Annotated in this window: 12 protein-coding genes and 3 tRNA genes; 4 read left to right on the top strand and 11 right to left on the bottom strand. The window is 61.2% G+C overall.

The features are described 5' to 3' along the window. Positions 1-145: 145 nt before the first annotated feature. From ACL9RJ_RS17885 to ACL9RJ_RS17875, 3 genes are all read right to left on the bottom strand, one after another. Positions 146-230, bottom strand: a tRNA-Leu gene (locus tag ACL9RJ_RS17885). A 58-nt stretch (positions 231-288) separates the two neighbouring features. Then, positions 289-364 (bottom strand) — tRNA-His (locus ACL9RJ_RS17880). A gap of 32 nt (positions 365-396) precedes the next feature. Next, a tRNA-Arg gene (locus tag ACL9RJ_RS17875) sits at positions 397-473 on the bottom strand. A gap of 279 nt (positions 474-752) precedes the next feature. Here ACL9RJ_RS17875 and folD point away from each other — a divergent pair. Continuing rightward, the gene (gene folD, locus ACL9RJ_RS17870) at positions 753-1,607 is read left to right on the top strand and encodes a bifunctional methylenetetrahydrofolate dehydrogenase/methenyltetrahydrofolate cyclohydrolase FolD (protein ID WP_017129552.1); all 855 of its coding nucleotides are present in this window, start codon (positions 753-755) and stop codon (positions 1,605-1,607) included. A 63-nt stretch (positions 1,608-1,670) separates the two neighbouring features. Here folD and ACL9RJ_RS17865 read toward each other — a convergent pair whose 3' ends face one another. The 6 genes from ACL9RJ_RS17865 to ACL9RJ_RS17840 all read right to left on the bottom strand — a co-directional run bounded on the left by ACL9RJ_RS17865 (position 1,671) and on the right by ACL9RJ_RS17840 (position 7,655). Next, complete coding sequence (locus tag ACL9RJ_RS17865) at positions 1,671-3,437, bottom strand: ABC transporter substrate-binding protein (protein ID WP_017129553.1); 1,767 nt, start codon at positions 3,435-3,437, stop codon at positions 1,671-1,673. Positions 3,438-3,507: 70 nt separating this feature from the next. Continuing rightward, positions 3,508-3,780 carry a DUF2160 domain-containing protein gene (locus ACL9RJ_RS17860; protein ID WP_017129554.1) on the bottom strand — a complete coding sequence of 91 codons (273 nt, stop codon included), beginning with the start codon at positions 3,778-3,780 and terminating at the stop codon, positions 3,508-3,510. Between the two features lie 11 nt (positions 3,781-3,791). Next, the gene (locus ACL9RJ_RS17855) at positions 3,792-4,592 is read right to left on the bottom strand and encodes a carbohydrate ABC transporter permease (RefSeq protein WP_017129555.1); all 801 of its coding nucleotides are present in this window, start codon (positions 4,590-4,592) and stop codon (positions 3,792-3,794) included. 8 nt (positions 4,593-4,600) lie between these two features. Next, positions 4,601-5,467 (bottom strand): carbohydrate ABC transporter permease, encoded by an 867-nt coding sequence (locus ACL9RJ_RS17850; RefSeq protein WP_017129556.1) that lies wholly within the window; start codon positions 5,465-5,467, stop codon positions 4,601-4,603. Further along, positions 5,464-6,561 (bottom strand): ABC transporter ATP-binding protein, encoded by a 1,098-nt coding sequence (locus tag ACL9RJ_RS17845; protein WP_017129557.1) that lies wholly within the window; start codon positions 6,559-6,561, stop codon positions 5,464-5,466. Before ACL9RJ_RS17845 ends, ACL9RJ_RS17850 begins: the two co-directional genes overlap by 4 nt. Further along, positions 6,561-7,655, bottom strand: a complete 1,095-nt coding sequence (locus tag ACL9RJ_RS17840; RefSeq protein ID WP_042937131.1) for an ABC transporter ATP-binding protein — start codon at positions 7,653-7,655, stop codon at positions 6,561-6,563. Before ACL9RJ_RS17840 ends, ACL9RJ_RS17845 begins: the two co-directional genes overlap by 1 nt. Before the next feature lie 294 nt (positions 7,656-7,949). Between ACL9RJ_RS17840 and ACL9RJ_RS17835 the strand changes: the two genes are divergently transcribed. Further along, on the top strand, positions 7,950-9,788 hold the full coding sequence (locus ACL9RJ_RS17835; protein ID WP_422765512.1) for a sigma-54-dependent Fis family transcriptional regulator: 1,839 nt from the start codon (positions 7,950-7,952) through the stop codon (positions 9,786-9,788). 60 nt (positions 9,789-9,848) lie between these two features. On the opposite strand, the gene cysS is transcribed toward ACL9RJ_RS17835, so the two are convergent. After that, the gene (gene cysS, locus ACL9RJ_RS17830) at positions 9,849-11,231 is read right to left on the bottom strand and encodes a cysteine--tRNA ligase (protein ID WP_017129559.1); all 1,383 of its coding nucleotides are present in this window, start codon (positions 11,229-11,231) and stop codon (positions 9,849-9,851) included. Positions 11,232-11,249: 18 nt separating this feature from the next. After that, positions 11,250-12,947, bottom strand: a complete 1,698-nt coding sequence (locus ACL9RJ_RS17825) for a glutamine--tRNA ligase/YqeY domain fusion protein (RefSeq protein WP_017129560.1) — start codon at positions 12,945-12,947, stop codon at positions 11,250-11,252. Positions 12,948-13,191: 244 nt separating this feature from the next. Between ACL9RJ_RS17825 and ACL9RJ_RS17820 the strand changes: the two genes are divergently transcribed. Together ACL9RJ_RS17820 and lpxH are read left to right on the top strand one after the other, a co-directional pair. Continuing rightward, positions 13,192-13,695, top strand: coding sequence for a peptidylprolyl isomerase (locus ACL9RJ_RS17820; RefSeq protein WP_017129561.1), 504 nt, complete (start codon positions 13,192-13,194; stop codon positions 13,693-13,695). Next, positions 13,692-14,438: a UDP-2,3-diacylglucosamine diphosphatase gene (lpxH, locus tag ACL9RJ_RS17815; RefSeq protein WP_017129562.1), complete on the top strand. Its 747-nt coding sequence runs from the start codon at positions 13,692-13,694 to the stop codon at positions 14,436-14,438. Before ACL9RJ_RS17820 ends, lpxH begins: the two co-directional genes overlap by 4 nt. Positions 14,439-14,440 lie beyond the last annotated feature (2 nt).

Raw genomic sequence — 14,440 nt, 5'->3', positions numbered from 1 at the left:
GGTATCACCCAGCAACAATAGAGTGACGGCAAAGACCGCCACCCTACCCGCCCCGAACCGGCGGCACTCCTGGATCTGCCGGAGCCGGAAACAAAAACGGCGCAGCCCTTTTCAGGTGCTGCGCCGTTTTTTATTTCAAGCTAATTGGTGCGGACGAAGAGACTCGAACTCTTACGCCTCGCGGCGCTGGAACCTAAATCCAGTGTGTCTACCAATTCCACCACGTCCGCGGGTCAAACTTTTAAAGCAAAGACGCCAGATGATTAATCTGGCGTCTTTATTCGAATATGGGGTGGACGATGGGGATCGAACCCACGACAACAGGAGTCACAATCCTGTGCTCTACCAACTGAGCTACGCCCACCATATTGCGTTACTTGTGCCAAAGCTGCCTAATGGCGCACCCGGCAGGACTCGAACCTGCGACCATCCGCTTAGAAGGCGGATGCTCTATCCAGCTGAGCTACGGGCGCCTTATTAATCTGTATTCTATTACGACTACAAACTAAGAGCTTCAATCTTGCTGAGCTAGACATCAACTCTGCTCGACCTTCTCAACCAGTGCTAGGCTGTGCCCGACAAGTGCGACGAATGTTATAGGTGAGCCTGAGGGTCGTCAACTCTTTTTTGAAAAAAATTCAGAAATATAAAGGAGTTAGGGGAATAACCAGACCAAGCGCCTTTGCCCTTGGGCCATGGCATGCGAGAATGCGCACTCTTTTTCAACCCCTTTCGATGGTTAATCACGCGTCATGACTGCACAACTAATCGACGGCAAAGCGATCGCCGCCCGCCTGCGCCAGCAGATCGCCCAACGTGTCGCCGAGCGTCGCCAGCAGGGCCTGCGTACGCCAGGCCTCGCAGTGATTCTGGTCGGCAGCGATCCTGCCTCCCAGGTTTATGTCTCGCACAAGCGCAAGGACTGTGAGGAAGTCGGCTTCATTTCCCAGGCCTATGACCTGCCCAGCGAAACCACCCAACAGGCACTGACCGAGCTGATCGATCGCCTGAATGACGATCCGAGCATCGACGGCGTGCTGCTGCAACTGCCCCTGCCGGCCCACCTGGATGCTTCAAAGCTGCTGGAGCGCATCCGCCCGGACAAGGACGTGGATGGTTTCCATCCCTATAACGTCGGTCGCCTGGCCCAACGCATCCCGCTGCTGCGCCCCTGCACGCCGAAAGGCATCATGGCCCTGCTGGAAAGCACCGGGGCCGACCTCTACGGGATGGATGCGGTGATTGTCGGTGCGTCGAACATCGTCGGCCGGCCAATGGCCATGGAGCTGCTGCTGGCCGGCTGTACCGTGACCGTGACCCACCGCTTCACCAAGGACCTCGCCGGCCACGTCGGCCGTGCCGACCTGGTGGTAGTCGCCGCCGGCAAGCCGGGACTGGTCAAGGGCGAGTGGATCAAGGAAGGCGCCATCGTCATCGACGTGGGCATCAACCGCCAGGAAGACGGCAAGCTGGTCGGCGACGTGGTGTATGACACCGCCCTGCCCCGCGCCGGCTGGATCACGCCGGTACCGGGCGGCGTCGGCCCGATGACCCGCGCCTGCCTGCTGGAAAACACCCTGTATGCAGCCGAGTCGCTGCATGCCTGACGGCCAGCCGTCATCAACGACAAAGGCACCCTCGGGTGCCTTTGTCGTTTTACAGCCCCCGGATTACTTGCGGGCAGCCGCCCAGCTTTTCAGCAGCTCGTTGTAGTTGATGGTCTCGCCCTTGGGTTTCTCGTTGGCCAGCTTGCGCTGCGGTGCGGCGCCACCGGCGGCCTCACCCTTCTTGTACCACTCCTCGGCCGTGGTTTCCGGGTTCATCTTCGGCGCGCAACCGCTCTTCTCCTGCGCCTTGGAACGCTCAAGCCGGGTCAGGATCGCATCCTGATCCTTGGCCAGGCCATCCAGCGCCTGCTGCGCGGTCTTCTCGCCGGTCACGGCTTCGGCCACATGGCTCCACCACAACTGCGCCAGCTTCGGATAATCCGGCACGTTGGTACCGGTCGGCGTCCACTGTACCCGCGCCGGGCTGCGGTAGAACTCCACCAGGCCGCCCAGCTTCGGCGCCATCTCGGTCATGGCCTGGGAATTGATGTCCGACTCGCGAATCGGCGTCAGGCCAACGATGGTTTTCTTCAGGGACACGGTTTTCGAGGTCACGAACTGCGCGTAGAGCCAGGCCGCCAGCCGCTGTTTCTCAGGCGTCGAATAAAGGAAGGTCCAGGAACCGACGTCCTGATAACCCAGCTTCATGCCTTCCTTCCAGTAGGGCCCCTTGGGTGACGGTGCCATGCGCCACTTGGGCGTGCCGTCGGCATTCATCACCGGCAATCCCGGCTTGGTCATGTCGGCGGTGAACGCGGTATACCAGAAGATCTGCTGGGCAATATTGCCTTGCGACGGCACCGGGCCGGATTCGGAGAAGGTCATGCCCGCCGCCTCGGGTGGTGCATAGGCCTTGAGCCAGTCGATGTATTTCTGGGTGGCGAAGACCGCTGCCGGGCCGTTGGTATCGCCGCCGCGGGTGATGCTCGACCCTACCGGATGGCAGTTCTCCACCCGGATCCCCCACTCGTCCACCGGCAAGCCGTTGGGCAGGCCCTTGTCGCCGCCGCCGGCCATGGAGAACCAGGCATCGGTGAAGCGCCAGCCGAGGGACGGATCCTTCTTGCCGTAGTCCATGTGGCCATAGACGCGCTTGCCGTCGATCTCCTTGACGTCCTCGCTGAAGAACTTGGCAATGTCCTCATAGGCCGACCAGTTGACCGGCACCCCCAGCTCATAGCCGTACTTGGCCTTGAACTTGGCCTTCAGGTCCGCGCGCTCGAACCAGTCGGCCCGGAACCAGTAGAGGTTGGCGAACTGCTGGTCGGGTAGCTGGTAGACCTTGCCGTCCGGAGCGGTGGTAAAGGACAGGCCGATGAAGTCCTTGATGTCCAGGGTCGGCGAAGTGACCTTCTTGCCAGCATCGCTGGCCATCAGCTCGTCGAGGGACTGCGCCTTGCCATAGCGGAAGTGCGTACCGATCAGGTCGGAGTCGTTGACCCAGCCATCATAGATATTCTTGTCCGACTGCATCTGGGTCTGGATCTTCTCGATCACATCGCCTTCCTGCAGCAGGTCGTGGGTCACCTTGATCCCGGTGATTTCGGTAAAGGCCTTGGCCAGGGTCTTGGACTCATATTCGTGAGTGGTCAGGGTTTCCGAGACCACCTTGATATCCATCCCGCGAAAGGGCTCGGCAGCCTTGATAAACCACTCCAGCTCCGCGAGCTGCTGCTCGGGGGTCAGGGTCGAGGGCTTGAACTCCGCGCCAATCCATTTTTTTGCCGCGTCTTCGTAGGCATCCGCCCAGGCTGTCGCGCTCAAGCCACTGAGCGCCAGCATCGAAGCCAACGTCACGCTATGTCGAAGCTTATTGTTTTTATAGAACATAGACACCTCCAGATGATTCCCACGTAGCTCGCTTCCCAAGAGATCCGGGATCAGTCGCCGTGCTTGCCGGCTAACCCCAGCGCATCACCACCAACAGCCATACCAGGGCCAGCAACGACCCGATCCACAGGCTCCAGTCGGTGACACCGATTACCAGCAGATGCAGGTAGGCGCTGCCCAGGAGCCCGATAAACAAACGATCGCCACGACTGGTGGTGATCGGCAGAAAACCCCGTCGTTCGATACAGGGTGAACGCAGCTCCCAGACCGTCATGCCGATCAGCAGCAGCGCGATAGCCCCGAAGAAAGCGGCGGTCAGTGGAGTCCAGGCCATCCAATCCATCATGCGACTCCTCAGACCCGGCCGAGGGCAAAGCCCTTGACCACATGGTTACGAACAAACCAGATCACCAGCACGCCAGGCAGGATAGTCAACACCCCCGCCGCCGCCAGTACCCCCCAATCGATCCCCGAGGCCGACACCGTGCGGGTCATCACCGCCGCGATGGGCTTGGCGTTGACCGACGTCAGGGTGCGCGCCAGCAACAACTCGACCCAGGAAAACATGAAGCAGAAAAATGCCGTCACGCCGATCCCCGAACCAATCAGCGGAACGAAGATCTTCACGAAGAACTTGGGAAAGCTGTAGCCGTCGATATAGGCGGTTTCATCGATTTCCTTCGGCACGCTGGACATGAAGCCCTCCAGGATCCAGACCGCCAGCGGCACGTTGAACAGGCAATGGGCCAGGGCCACGGCAATCGGCGTGTCGAACAGGCCGATGGACGAGTACAGCTGGAAGAACGGCAGCAGGAACACCGCCGGCGGCGCCATGCGGTTGGTCAGCAGCCAGAAGAACAGGTGCTTGTCGCCGAGAAACCGGTAGCGTGAGAACGCGTAGGCCGCCGGCAGCGCCACCGTGAGGGAAATCACCGTGTTGAGGCTGACGTAGTACAACGAGTTGATGTAGCCGCTGTACCAGCTGGGATCGGTGAAGATCACCCGATAGTTCGCCAGGGTGAAATCCTGCGGAAACAGGGTCAGCCCGCCGAGGATCTCGGTATTGCTCTTGAACGACATGTTCAGCAGCCAGTAGATCGGCACCAGCAGGAACAGAATGTAGATCAGCAGGGGAATCAGCTTGCGTGCATTCATGACGGACCTCAGCGCTTGGCATCGGCGTGGGTCATGGCGGTATAGAACAGCCAGGACACCAACAGGATGATCAGGAAGTACACCAGCGAAAACGCCGCCGCCGGGCCCAGGTCGAATTGCCCGATGGCCATCTGGGTCAGGGTCTGGCTGAGGAAGGTGGTGGCATTGCCCGGCCCGCCGCCGGTCAGCACGAAGGGTTCGGTGTAGATCATGAAGCTGTCCATGAAGCGCAGCATCACCGCGATCAACAGCACGCTCTTCATCTTCGGCAACTGGATATGCCGGAACACCGCCCAGGCCGAGGCCCGGTCGATGCGCGCCGCCTGATAATAGACGTCCGGAATCGCCCGTAGCCCCGAATAGCACAGCAGCGCCACCAGCGAGGTCCAGTGCCAGACATCCATCACCAGCACCGTGACCCAGGCGTCCATGGTATTGGCCGCATAGTTATAGCTCAGGCCCAGGGCATTGAGGGTCCAGCCCAGCAGGCCTATATCCGCGCGACCGAAGATCTGCCAGATGGTCCCGACCACGTTCCACGGGATCAGCAGCGGGATCGCCAGCACGATCAGCACCAGCGAGGACCAGCGCCCCTTGGTCGGCATGGTCAGGGCGATGGCGATTCCCAGCGGGATCTCGATCGCCAGGACACAGGCCGAATAGATGAACTGGCGCAGCAGCGAATCATGCAGGCGCGGGTCCTGCAGCACCTGCCGATACCAGTCGGCGCCGACGAAGTAGCGGCTGGACTGGTCGAAGATGTCCTGCACCGAATAGTTGACCACCGTCATCATCGGCACCACCGCGCTGAACGCCACCAGCAGGAAAACCGGCAGGACCAGCCACCAGGCCTTGTTGTTCTGTACCTTGTTCATGGGTTGGCCTCCAGCAGGCGATCATCGGCATAGACCATCAGCCATTGCGCCGGGAAACTGATCCAGGCCTGGCCCTGCGGCACCGGCTTGTCTTCCTGCAGGCGCACCTTGAGCACCTGGCCATCCAGGTCCAGGGTCATGATCTTGTAGGTCCCGAGATCCTCGACATGCCGGACTTCGGCACACAACGCCTCTTCGTAGGCTTCATCCCAGACATGCACGAACTCCGGACGAATACCGACCTGCAGGCGACTCCAGCCACCGGCGGCGATCCGCTGCTGCAAGGCTTCGGAGAGTTCCAGGTGGGTATCGGCAAAGCCGACGCCGCCGGGCCGGGGCTGCACGTCGATCAGGTTCATCCCGGGACTGCCGATGAAATAGCCGACAAAGGTGTGGCTCGGCCGCTCGAACAGCTCCCGCGGCGTGCCGAACTGGACGATCTGGCCGCCATACATCACGGCGATCTTGTCGGCAAAGGTCGAGGCCTCCAACTGATCGTGGGTCACGTAGACCATGGTGATATTGAATTGCTCATGGATCTGCTTGAGCTTGCGCCGCAGCTTCCACTTCAGATGCGGGTCGATCACCGTCAGCGGTTCGTCGAAGAGAATCGCCGAGACGTCATCGCGCACCAGCCCGCGCCCCATCGAAACCTTCTGCTTCTCATCGGCGCTGAGGTTGCTGGCCTTGCGTTGCAGCAGCGCCTGCAGGTCGAGCACCTCGGCGATTTCCTGGACCTTGCTCAACACCCGCGACTCGGCCATGCCCTGGTTGCGCAGGGGAAAGGCCAGGTTGTCGAACACCGTCATGGTGTCGTAGACCACCGGGAACTGGAACACCTGGGCAATATTGCGTTTTTCCGGGCTCAGGTCGTTGACCACCGTGGTGTCGAACAGCACCTGTCCCTGCGACGGGCTGAGCAGCCCGGAAATGATATTGAGCAAGGTCGATTTGCCACACCCCGACGGCCCGAGCAGCGCATACGCACCACCCTGCTCCCAGACATGGTTCATCTCGTGAATCGCGTAATCCTCGGGCCCCGCCGGATTCTTGCTGTAGCTGTGGGCCAGGTTCTGCAAATGAATCTGCGCCATCAGGCAACCCTCGCGACACGTCGACCGGGGGCCTGGACCAGGCGGCCCTGCCCGTCGAACACAAAGAGTTTATGGGTCGGAATGTAGATACGGATCGAGGCATCGACGTCGTAGGCATGCACCCCGGGCAGATGCAGCACCAGTTGGAAATGCTCGTTGCGCACATGGAGAAAGGTTTCCGAGCCGCTGATTTCCGCCAGCTCCACGGTCACCGCCAGCTCCAGGTCGTCGTCGTTGCTCGGCACCAGGCAGATATGGCTCGGCCGTACGCCGAAACGGAACTCGCCTTCGCCGATGGGGCGCAGGTCGACGTTCAGCGGAAAGTGCACGAAGTTGGCGAAACTGACCTCATTGCCGAGAATCCGCCCCGGCATCAGGTTGATCGGCGGCTCGGAAAACAGCTCGGCCGCCAGCACCGTCTGCGGCTGGTGATAGACCGCCGGCGTGCTGCCGCTCTGGATCACCCGCCCCTCGTGGACAATGGTGGTGGTGCCGCCCAGGGCCAGGGCTTCGTTGGGCTCGGTGGTGGCATACACCGCAATGGTATGGCGCGCCTTGAACAGCTCGCGCATTTCCTGGCGCAGTTCTTCGCGCAGCTTGTAGTCGAGATTGACCAGCGGCTCGTCGAACAGGATCAGCTCGGCATCCTTGACCAGCGCCCGGGCCATGGCGGTGCGTTGCTGCTGACCACCGGAAAGCTCGAGGGGATGCCGCTGCAGGAACTTCTCGATCCGCAGCATCCGCGCGGTCTCCAGGACCTTGGCCTGGATCTGCTCCTCCGGTATCCGCGCCTGGCGCAGGGGCGAGGCAATGTTCTCGAATACCGTCATGGTCGGGTAGTTGATGAACTGCTGGTAGACCATCGACACATTGCGCAAGCGCACCGGACGCCCGGTGACATCCACGCCATTCATCAGCACCCGCCCGCCGTCGGGCTTGTCCAGGCCGGCCATCAGGCGCATAAGACTGGTCTTGCCGGAGAGCGTACGCCCCAGCAGGACATTGAAGGATCCGGGTTCGAAACTCAGGCTCGCCTCATTGATCCAGGTCTGCCCCTCGACCACACGGCTGACGCGTTCCAGCGTTAAAGACATGGCTCGACCTTTTTTATTATTGAAATCAAATGCCACACATCGCCCGAGAGACAGAGCGACATCCGTGCCAGAAACGCAAAACAGCGCGCAACCCCTCGGGGCAGAGCGCCGGACAGTGGAAATCGGAGGGTGTGGCAGATTCGCCAGTGAACAGAAATGAACAACCATCTGTGAACAGATGAACACTCCGGCGGTTGACAATGAACAAATGTGAACAACACTGGATGAATGCTTTTTGGCTCGATCGCGGCCGCCCACAACAAAAACAATAAAGCACCCCGGAGATCGACTGCCATGGCCGTTGCCCCTCTCAGTCACGACACCATCATCCAGGACTCCTGGAGCCGCTGCCGCCGCTTCGGCCTGAGCCACCAGTCCGCGCCGGCGTTCGACCAGTTGCCGACCAACGAGGTCGCGCACTTGCTGGACAGCCAGCAGGCACTGGTGCAGACCACCCACCAGGAAGTGCTGCCGTACTACGAGAACATTCTCAGCAACTCCAACTGCCTGATCATGCTCGCCGACAATCAGGGCCAGGTCCTCACATCCTGGGGCACCCAACGGTTTATCGAGCCGCAGTTGCTGCGCGGCTTCAGCCCCGGGGCCAGCTGGAAGGAGCACTACACCGGCACCAACGCCATCGGCACCGCCCTGGCCTGCGAGCAGGCGGTGCATATCGAGCACGACGAACATTTCCTCAAGGCCAACCGTTTCATGACCGGCTCGGCGGCACCGATCTTCGACGCCAGCCGGCAGGTTATCGCCGTACTGGATGTGTCCAGCGACAGCTACCTGCCGCCCTCCCACACCCTGGGCATGGTCAAGATGATGAGCCAGACGGTGGAGAACCGGCTGATCCTCAATCTGTTCAAGGGCGAACATTTCCAGCTGGTCTTCAACACCGGGCTGAACAACCTCGACAGCCAGTGGGCCGGACTGCTGATCTTCGATGAAAGCGGCCAGGTGCTGTCGGCCAATCGCCGCGCGGACAACCTGCTGGGCATCAGCCTGTCGCGGGTCGGCATCGACAGCCTGTTCAATGTGTCCTTGCTGGAACTGCTCAATCAGCCGGAAGGCCTGCCGTTTTCCCTGCAGGCCGCGGGTCGCAACCGTTTTCATTGCCTGCTCAAGCGGCCGAAGTACACACCGATCAAGCCGCGGGTATTTGCCGAAACCAGGCCTCGAACCGACACCCCGACCGACAGATCAGGTCTCAAGGCCCTGCATTGGGGCGACAACCGGGTGGAAAAAGCCATTCGACAAGCCGAGCGCCTGCAGGAGAAAGGCATTGCCTTGCTGATCCACGGCGAGACAGGGGTCGGCAAGGAAGTTTTCGTCAAGGCCCTGCACCGGGCCGGCTCGCGGGCCGCACAACCGCTGATCGCGGTGAACTGCGCGGCCATTCCGGCGGAACTGGTGGAATCGGAGCTGTTCGGCTACGAGAAAGGCGCCTTTACCGGTGCCAACCAGAAAGGCCATATCGGACTGATCCGCAAGGCCGACAAGGGCACGCTGTTTCTCGATGAAATCGGTGACATGCCGCTGCCGACCCAGGCCCGCCTGCTGCGGGTGTTGCAGGAACGTTGCGTACAGCCGGTGGGCAGCAGCGAGGCTTATCCGGTGGATATCCGCCTGGTTTCGGCAACCAACCGTTCGTTGCGCCAGCACATCGCCAATGGCCTGTTTCGCGAAGACTTGTACTACCGCATCGGCGGCCTGACCCTGGAGTTGCCGCCATTGCGCGAGCGTACCGACAAGCAGGCGGTGTTCCAGCACATCTGGGAACGACATCGTGAAAGCCCGCAATGGGCCGGGCTGAGCCGGGAGGTGCTGGAACTGTTTGAGCGCCATCCCTGGCCCGGCAACATCCGCCAGCTCGACAGCGTGATCCAGGTGGCACTGGCGATGGCCGAGGACCAGCCGATCCGTGCCGAGCATCTGCCGGATGATTTTTTCGTCGACCTCGGCCTGGACAGTGGAGAATCTGTCCCGTTGCAAAACCCGCAGGCTCTGGACAACGTCGAGGACCTGAACCAGTTACTGAAAGCCTCCGGCGGGAATATTTCCCACCTGGCGCGGCAGCTCGGGGTCAGTCGCAATACCTTGTACAAGCGCCTGCGCGCCCTGCCATGATCGCCTTGCCCGACAAACAGAAGCCCGCACAAGGCGGGCTTCTGTCGATTCAAGGTGTACTCAGTCGGCAACGCGCCAGGTCGTGCCGCCCTTGCCATCTTCCAGCACCACACCCATGGCGGTGATCTGGTCGCGAATACGGTCGGATTCCGCCCAGTCCTTGTTGGCCCGCGCCGCCAGGCGTGCCTGGATCAGCGCTTCGACTTCAGCCGCGTCGACCCGCCCTGCCGCGCCTGCCTGCAGGAAGTCATCGGCTTCCAGTTGCAGGACACCGAGCACGCTGGCCAGCTCCTTCAGGCGCGCCGCCAGACCGGCCGCCGCATTGAGATCGCTCTCGCGCAGGCGGTTGATCTCGCGCACCATCTCGAACAGCACCGCACAGGCTTCCGGCGTGCCGAAGTCGTCGTTCATCACCTGGGTGAAACGCTCGACAAAGGCTTCGCCGCCGGCTGCCGGCACGTTCGGCAGGCCTTTCAACGCGTGGTAGAAACGCTCCAGGGCGCCCTTGGCGTCCTTGAGGTTGTCTTCCGAATAGTTGATCGCGCTGCGGTAGTGACTCGACACCAGCAGGTAACGCACGACTTCCGGATGGTACTTGTCCAGCACATCGCGAATGGTGAAGAAGTTGTTCAAGGACTTGGACATCTTCTCGCCATTGATGCGGATCATGCCGCAGTGCATCCAGGCATTGGCGTAGGTCTTGCCGGTGGCCGCCTCGCTCTGGGCGATTTCGTTTTCATGGTGCGGGAATTCGAGGTCGCTGCCGCCGCCATGAATGTCGAAGGTCTCGCCCAGGCAGCAGGTGGACATCACCGAGCATTCGATGTGCCAGCCCGGACGCCCGGCGCCCCACGGCGACTCCCAGCTCGGCTCACCCGGCTTGGCGGCTTTCCACAGGACGAAGTCCAGCGGATCCTGTTTCGACTCGTCGACCTCGATCCGCGCACCGATGCGCAGGTCTTCGATCTTCTTGCGCGACAGCTTGCCGTAGCCCATGAACTTGCCGACGCGGTAGTACACGTCACCGTTGCCCGGTGCGTAGGCGTAGCCCTTGTCGATCAGGGTCTGGATCATGGCGTGCATGCCCGGGATGTGATCGGTGGCCCGCGGCTCCATGTCCGGCTTGAGGATGTTCAGGCGCGCCTCATCCTCGTGCATCGCGGCGATCATGCGTTCGGTCAGCGCTTCGAACGCTTCGCCGTTCTCGTTGGCCCGATTGATGATCTTGTCGTCGATGTCGGTGATGTTGCGCACATAGGTCAGGTCATAGCCGCTGAAACGCAGCCAGCGGGTCACCAGGTCGAAAGCGACCATGCTGCGGCCGTGGCCCAGGTGGCAGTAGTCGTACACGGTCATCCCGCACACATACATGCGGACCTTGTTGCCATCCAGCGGCTTGAAGACTTCTTTGCTCTTGGTGAGCGTGTTGTAGATGGTTAGCACAAAACGTTCCTTAACTGATCACTGACCCCAGGAGTCGCGCAGGGTCACCGTACGGTTGAATACCGGGGCGCCCGGTTTCGAGTCCTTGATATCCGCGCAGAAGTAGCCTTCGCGCTCGAACTGGAAACGGTCTTCCGGTTGTGCGTTGCCCAACGAAGGTTCGGCACGACAACCCGTAAGGACCTGCAGGGAGTCAGGGTTGATGTTGTCCAGGAAACTTGCGCTGTCTTCGGCCTTCTCCGGATTCGGCGATCGGAACAGACGATCGTACAGGCGCACTTCACACTCGACGCTGGCCGCTGCCGGCACCCAGTGGATCACGCCCTTGACCTTGCGGCCCTCGGGGTTCTTGCCCAGGGTTTGCGGATCGTAGGAGCAACGCAGCTCGACGATATTGCCCTCGGCATCCTTGATCGCCTCGTCGGCACGGATCACATAGCTGCCGCGCAGGCGCACTTCACCGGTCGGCTCCAGGCGCTTGTAGCCCTTCGGCGGCTCTTCCATGAAGTCGTCACGGTCGATATAGATCTCACGGGCGAATGGCAACTGGCGCACGCCCATGTCTTCTTTCGGATGGCACGGCAGTTCGAGGTTCTCGACCTGGCCTTCCGGGTAGTTGGTGATGACCACTTTCAACGGGCGCAGCACGCACATGGCACGCGGGGCGCTGTGATCGAGGTCGTCACGGATGCTGAACTCCAGCATGCCGAAGTCCACCACGCCGTCGGAACGGTTGGTACCGACCATCTCGCAGAAATTGCGGATGGATTTCGGCGTGTAGCCGCGACGGCGGAAACCCGAGAGCGTCGACATGCGCGGGTCGTCCCAGCCGTTGACGTGCTTCTCGTCCACCAGTTGCTTGAGCTTGCGCTTGCTGGTGATGGTGTAGTTCAGGTTCAGCCGCGAGAACTCGTACTGGCGCGGCTTGCACGGCACCGACAGGTTGTCGAGGAACCACTCGTAGAGCGGACGATGGCTTTCGAACTCCAGGGTGCAGATGGAGTGGGTAATGCCTTCGATGGCATCCGACTGACCGTGGGTGAAGTCGTAGATCGGGTAGATGCACCACTTGTCACCGGTCTGGTGGTGGTGGGCATGACGAATGCGATAGAGGATCGGGTCGCGCAGGTTCATGTTCGGCGAGGCCATGTCGATCTTGGCCCGCAGCACGCGCTCGCCGTCCTTGAATTCGCCGGCTTTCATGCGGGCGAACCAGTCGAGGTTCTCTTCCACCGACCGATCGCGGAACGGGCTGTTCTTGCCCGGCTCGGTCAGGCTGCCACGGTATTCCCTGGCCTGCTCGGGGGTCAGGTCGTCGACATAGGCCTTGCCGGCCTTGATCAACTCGACCGCCCAGTCATGCAACTGGTCGAAATACTGCGAGGCGTAACGCACTTCGCCGGCCCACTGGAAACCCAGCCACTTGACGTCGCTTTCGATGGCGTCGATGTATTCCTGATCTTCCTTGGCCGGGTTGGTGTCGTCGAAACGCAGGTGCGTGACGCCACCGAATTCCTGGGCCAGGCCGAAGTTCACGCAGATCGACTTGGCGTGACCGATGTGCAGGTAGCCGTTGGGCTCCGGCGGAAAACGGGTGACGATCTGGGTGTGCTTGCCCGAATCCAGGTCGGCCTGAATGATCGGGCGCAGGAAGTTGACCGGGACAGCCGGGCCGGTCTTGGCGTTCGAAGTAGGGTCGACAGTGGGCTTGCTCATAAGATCCTTGGACGTGACAAGTGCGTGGCCCGGATAGGCCGAGTCAATCAAAGCCCCTATCATAGCCGAACCTGTCAAGCCCCTGACAGGGCCACCCGGAAAACGGCTGCTTTTAATACCGTCGGGATAAAAACCCCTCGAAATGCCCGACGAGCACGTTAAACTCCCCGGCCAGGTTGTGGCGTGAACCGTTATCGGGTTCGGCCACAGTTCCACGAATTCCCTGAATAGAGCGATAGCTACCATGACCCAAGTCAAACTGACCACCAACCACGGCGAGATCGTTCTCGAACTGAACGCCGAGAAAGCCCCGCTGACCGTTGCCAACTTCATTGAATACGTCAAGGCCGGCCACTACGAGAACACCGTGTTCCACCGCGTCATCGGCAACTTCATGATCCAGGGTGGCGGTTTCGAGCCAGGCATGAAGGAAAAGAAAGACAAGCGCCCAAGCATCCAGAACGAAGCTGATAACGGCCTGCCGAACGAGAAGTACACCGTGGCCATGGCACGCACCATGGAGCCGCATTCGGCTTCCGCCCAGTTCTTCATCAACGTGGCTGACAACAGCTTCCTCAACCACAGCGCCAAGACCGTCCAGGGCTGGGGCTACGCGGTCTTCGGCAAAGTGGTTGCCGGCACCGAAGTGGTCGACAAGATCAAGGCCGTTGCCACCACCATGAAGGCCGGCCACCAGGACGTTCCAGCAGAAGACGTGATCATCGAGAAAGCCGAGATCGTTGAGTGATACTGCTGATTTCAGATTTGCATCTGGAAGAGGAGCGCCCGGACATCACCCGGGCGTTTCTGGATTTCCTCGCCGGGCGCGCCCGTTCGGCACAAGCGTTGTACATCCTCGGCGACTTCTTCGAAGCCTGGATCGGCGACGATGCCATGACCCCGTTCCAACGTTCGATCTGCGCCGCGCTGCGCGAGGTCAGCGATGGCGGCACCCCGATTTTCCTGATGCACGGCAACCGCGATTTCCTGCTCGGCACGGCCTTCTGCAAGGCCGCCGGCGCCACCCTGCTCAAGGACCCGAGCGTGGTGCAGATGAATGGCGAGCCGGTGCTGCTGATGCACGGCGACAGCCTGTGTACCCGCGATGAAGCCTACATGCGCCTGCGGCGCTACCTGCGCAATCCGGTCACGCTGTTTATCCTGCGCCACCTGCCGCTGCGCACCCGCCACCGGCTGGCGCGCAAGCTGCGCAGCGAGAGCCGTGCCCAGACCCGCATGAAAGCCAACGACATCGTTGACGTGACCCCCGAGGAAATCCCACGGATCATGCAGCAGCATGGCGTGCATACCCTGATCCATGGCCATACCCACCGTCCGGCCATCCACAAGCTGCAACTCGGCACGCAAGCGGCGAAACGCATCGTGCTGGGGGACTGGGATCGCCAGGGTTGGGCCTTGCAGGTGGATGAGCAGGGATTCCAGCTGGCGCCCTTCGATTTCGCTCCACCGCCGGCCCTCCCCGCTCACTGATC

Origin of the sequence: Pseudomonas sp. Mn2068 (genome assembly GCF_049319725.1) — a bacterium.
GTDB classification, from domain to species: domain Bacteria; phylum Pseudomonadota; class Gammaproteobacteria; order Pseudomonadales; family Pseudomonadaceae; genus Aquipseudomonas; species Aquipseudomonas gingeri.
Note: the sequence above shows the minus strand (reverse complement) of the source record. Positions and strands in the feature narration are given on the sequence as shown.

Coding starts and splice junctions, on each gene's coding strand:
- folD (WP_017129552.1), top strand. CDS start 753: ATGACTGCACAACTAATCGACGGCAAAGCGATCGCCGCCCGCCTGCGC.
- ACL9RJ_RS17865 (WP_017129553.1), bottom strand. CDS start 3,437: ATGTTCTATAAAAACAATAAGCTTCGACATAGCGTGACGTTGGCTTCG.
- ACL9RJ_RS17860 (WP_017129554.1), bottom strand. CDS start 3,780: ATGGATTGGATGGCCTGGACTCCACTGACCGCCGCTTTCTTCGGGGCT.
- ACL9RJ_RS17855 (WP_017129555.1), bottom strand. CDS start 4,592: ATGAATGCACGCAAGCTGATTCCCCTGCTGATCTACATTCTGTTCCTG.
- ACL9RJ_RS17850 (WP_017129556.1), bottom strand. CDS start 5,467: ATGAACAAGGTACAGAACAACAAGGCCTGGTGGCTGGTCCTGCCGGTT.
- ACL9RJ_RS17845 (WP_017129557.1), bottom strand. CDS start 6,561: ATGGCGCAGATTCATTTGCAGAACCTGGCCCACAGCTACAGCAAGAAT.
- ACL9RJ_RS17840 (WP_042937131.1), bottom strand. CDS start 7,655: ATGTCTTTAACGCTGGAACGCGTCAGCCGTGTGGTCGAGGGGCAGACC.
- ACL9RJ_RS17835 (WP_422765512.1), top strand. CDS start 7,950: ATGGCCGTTGCCCCTCTCAGTCACGACACCATCATCCAGGACTCCTGG.
- ACL9RJ_RS17825 (WP_017129560.1), bottom strand. CDS start 12,947: ATGAGCAAGCCCACTGTCGACCCTACTTCGAACGCCAAGACCGGCCCG.
- ACL9RJ_RS17820 (WP_017129561.1), top strand. CDS start 13,192: ATGACCCAAGTCAAACTGACCACCAACCACGGCGAGATCGTTCTCGAA.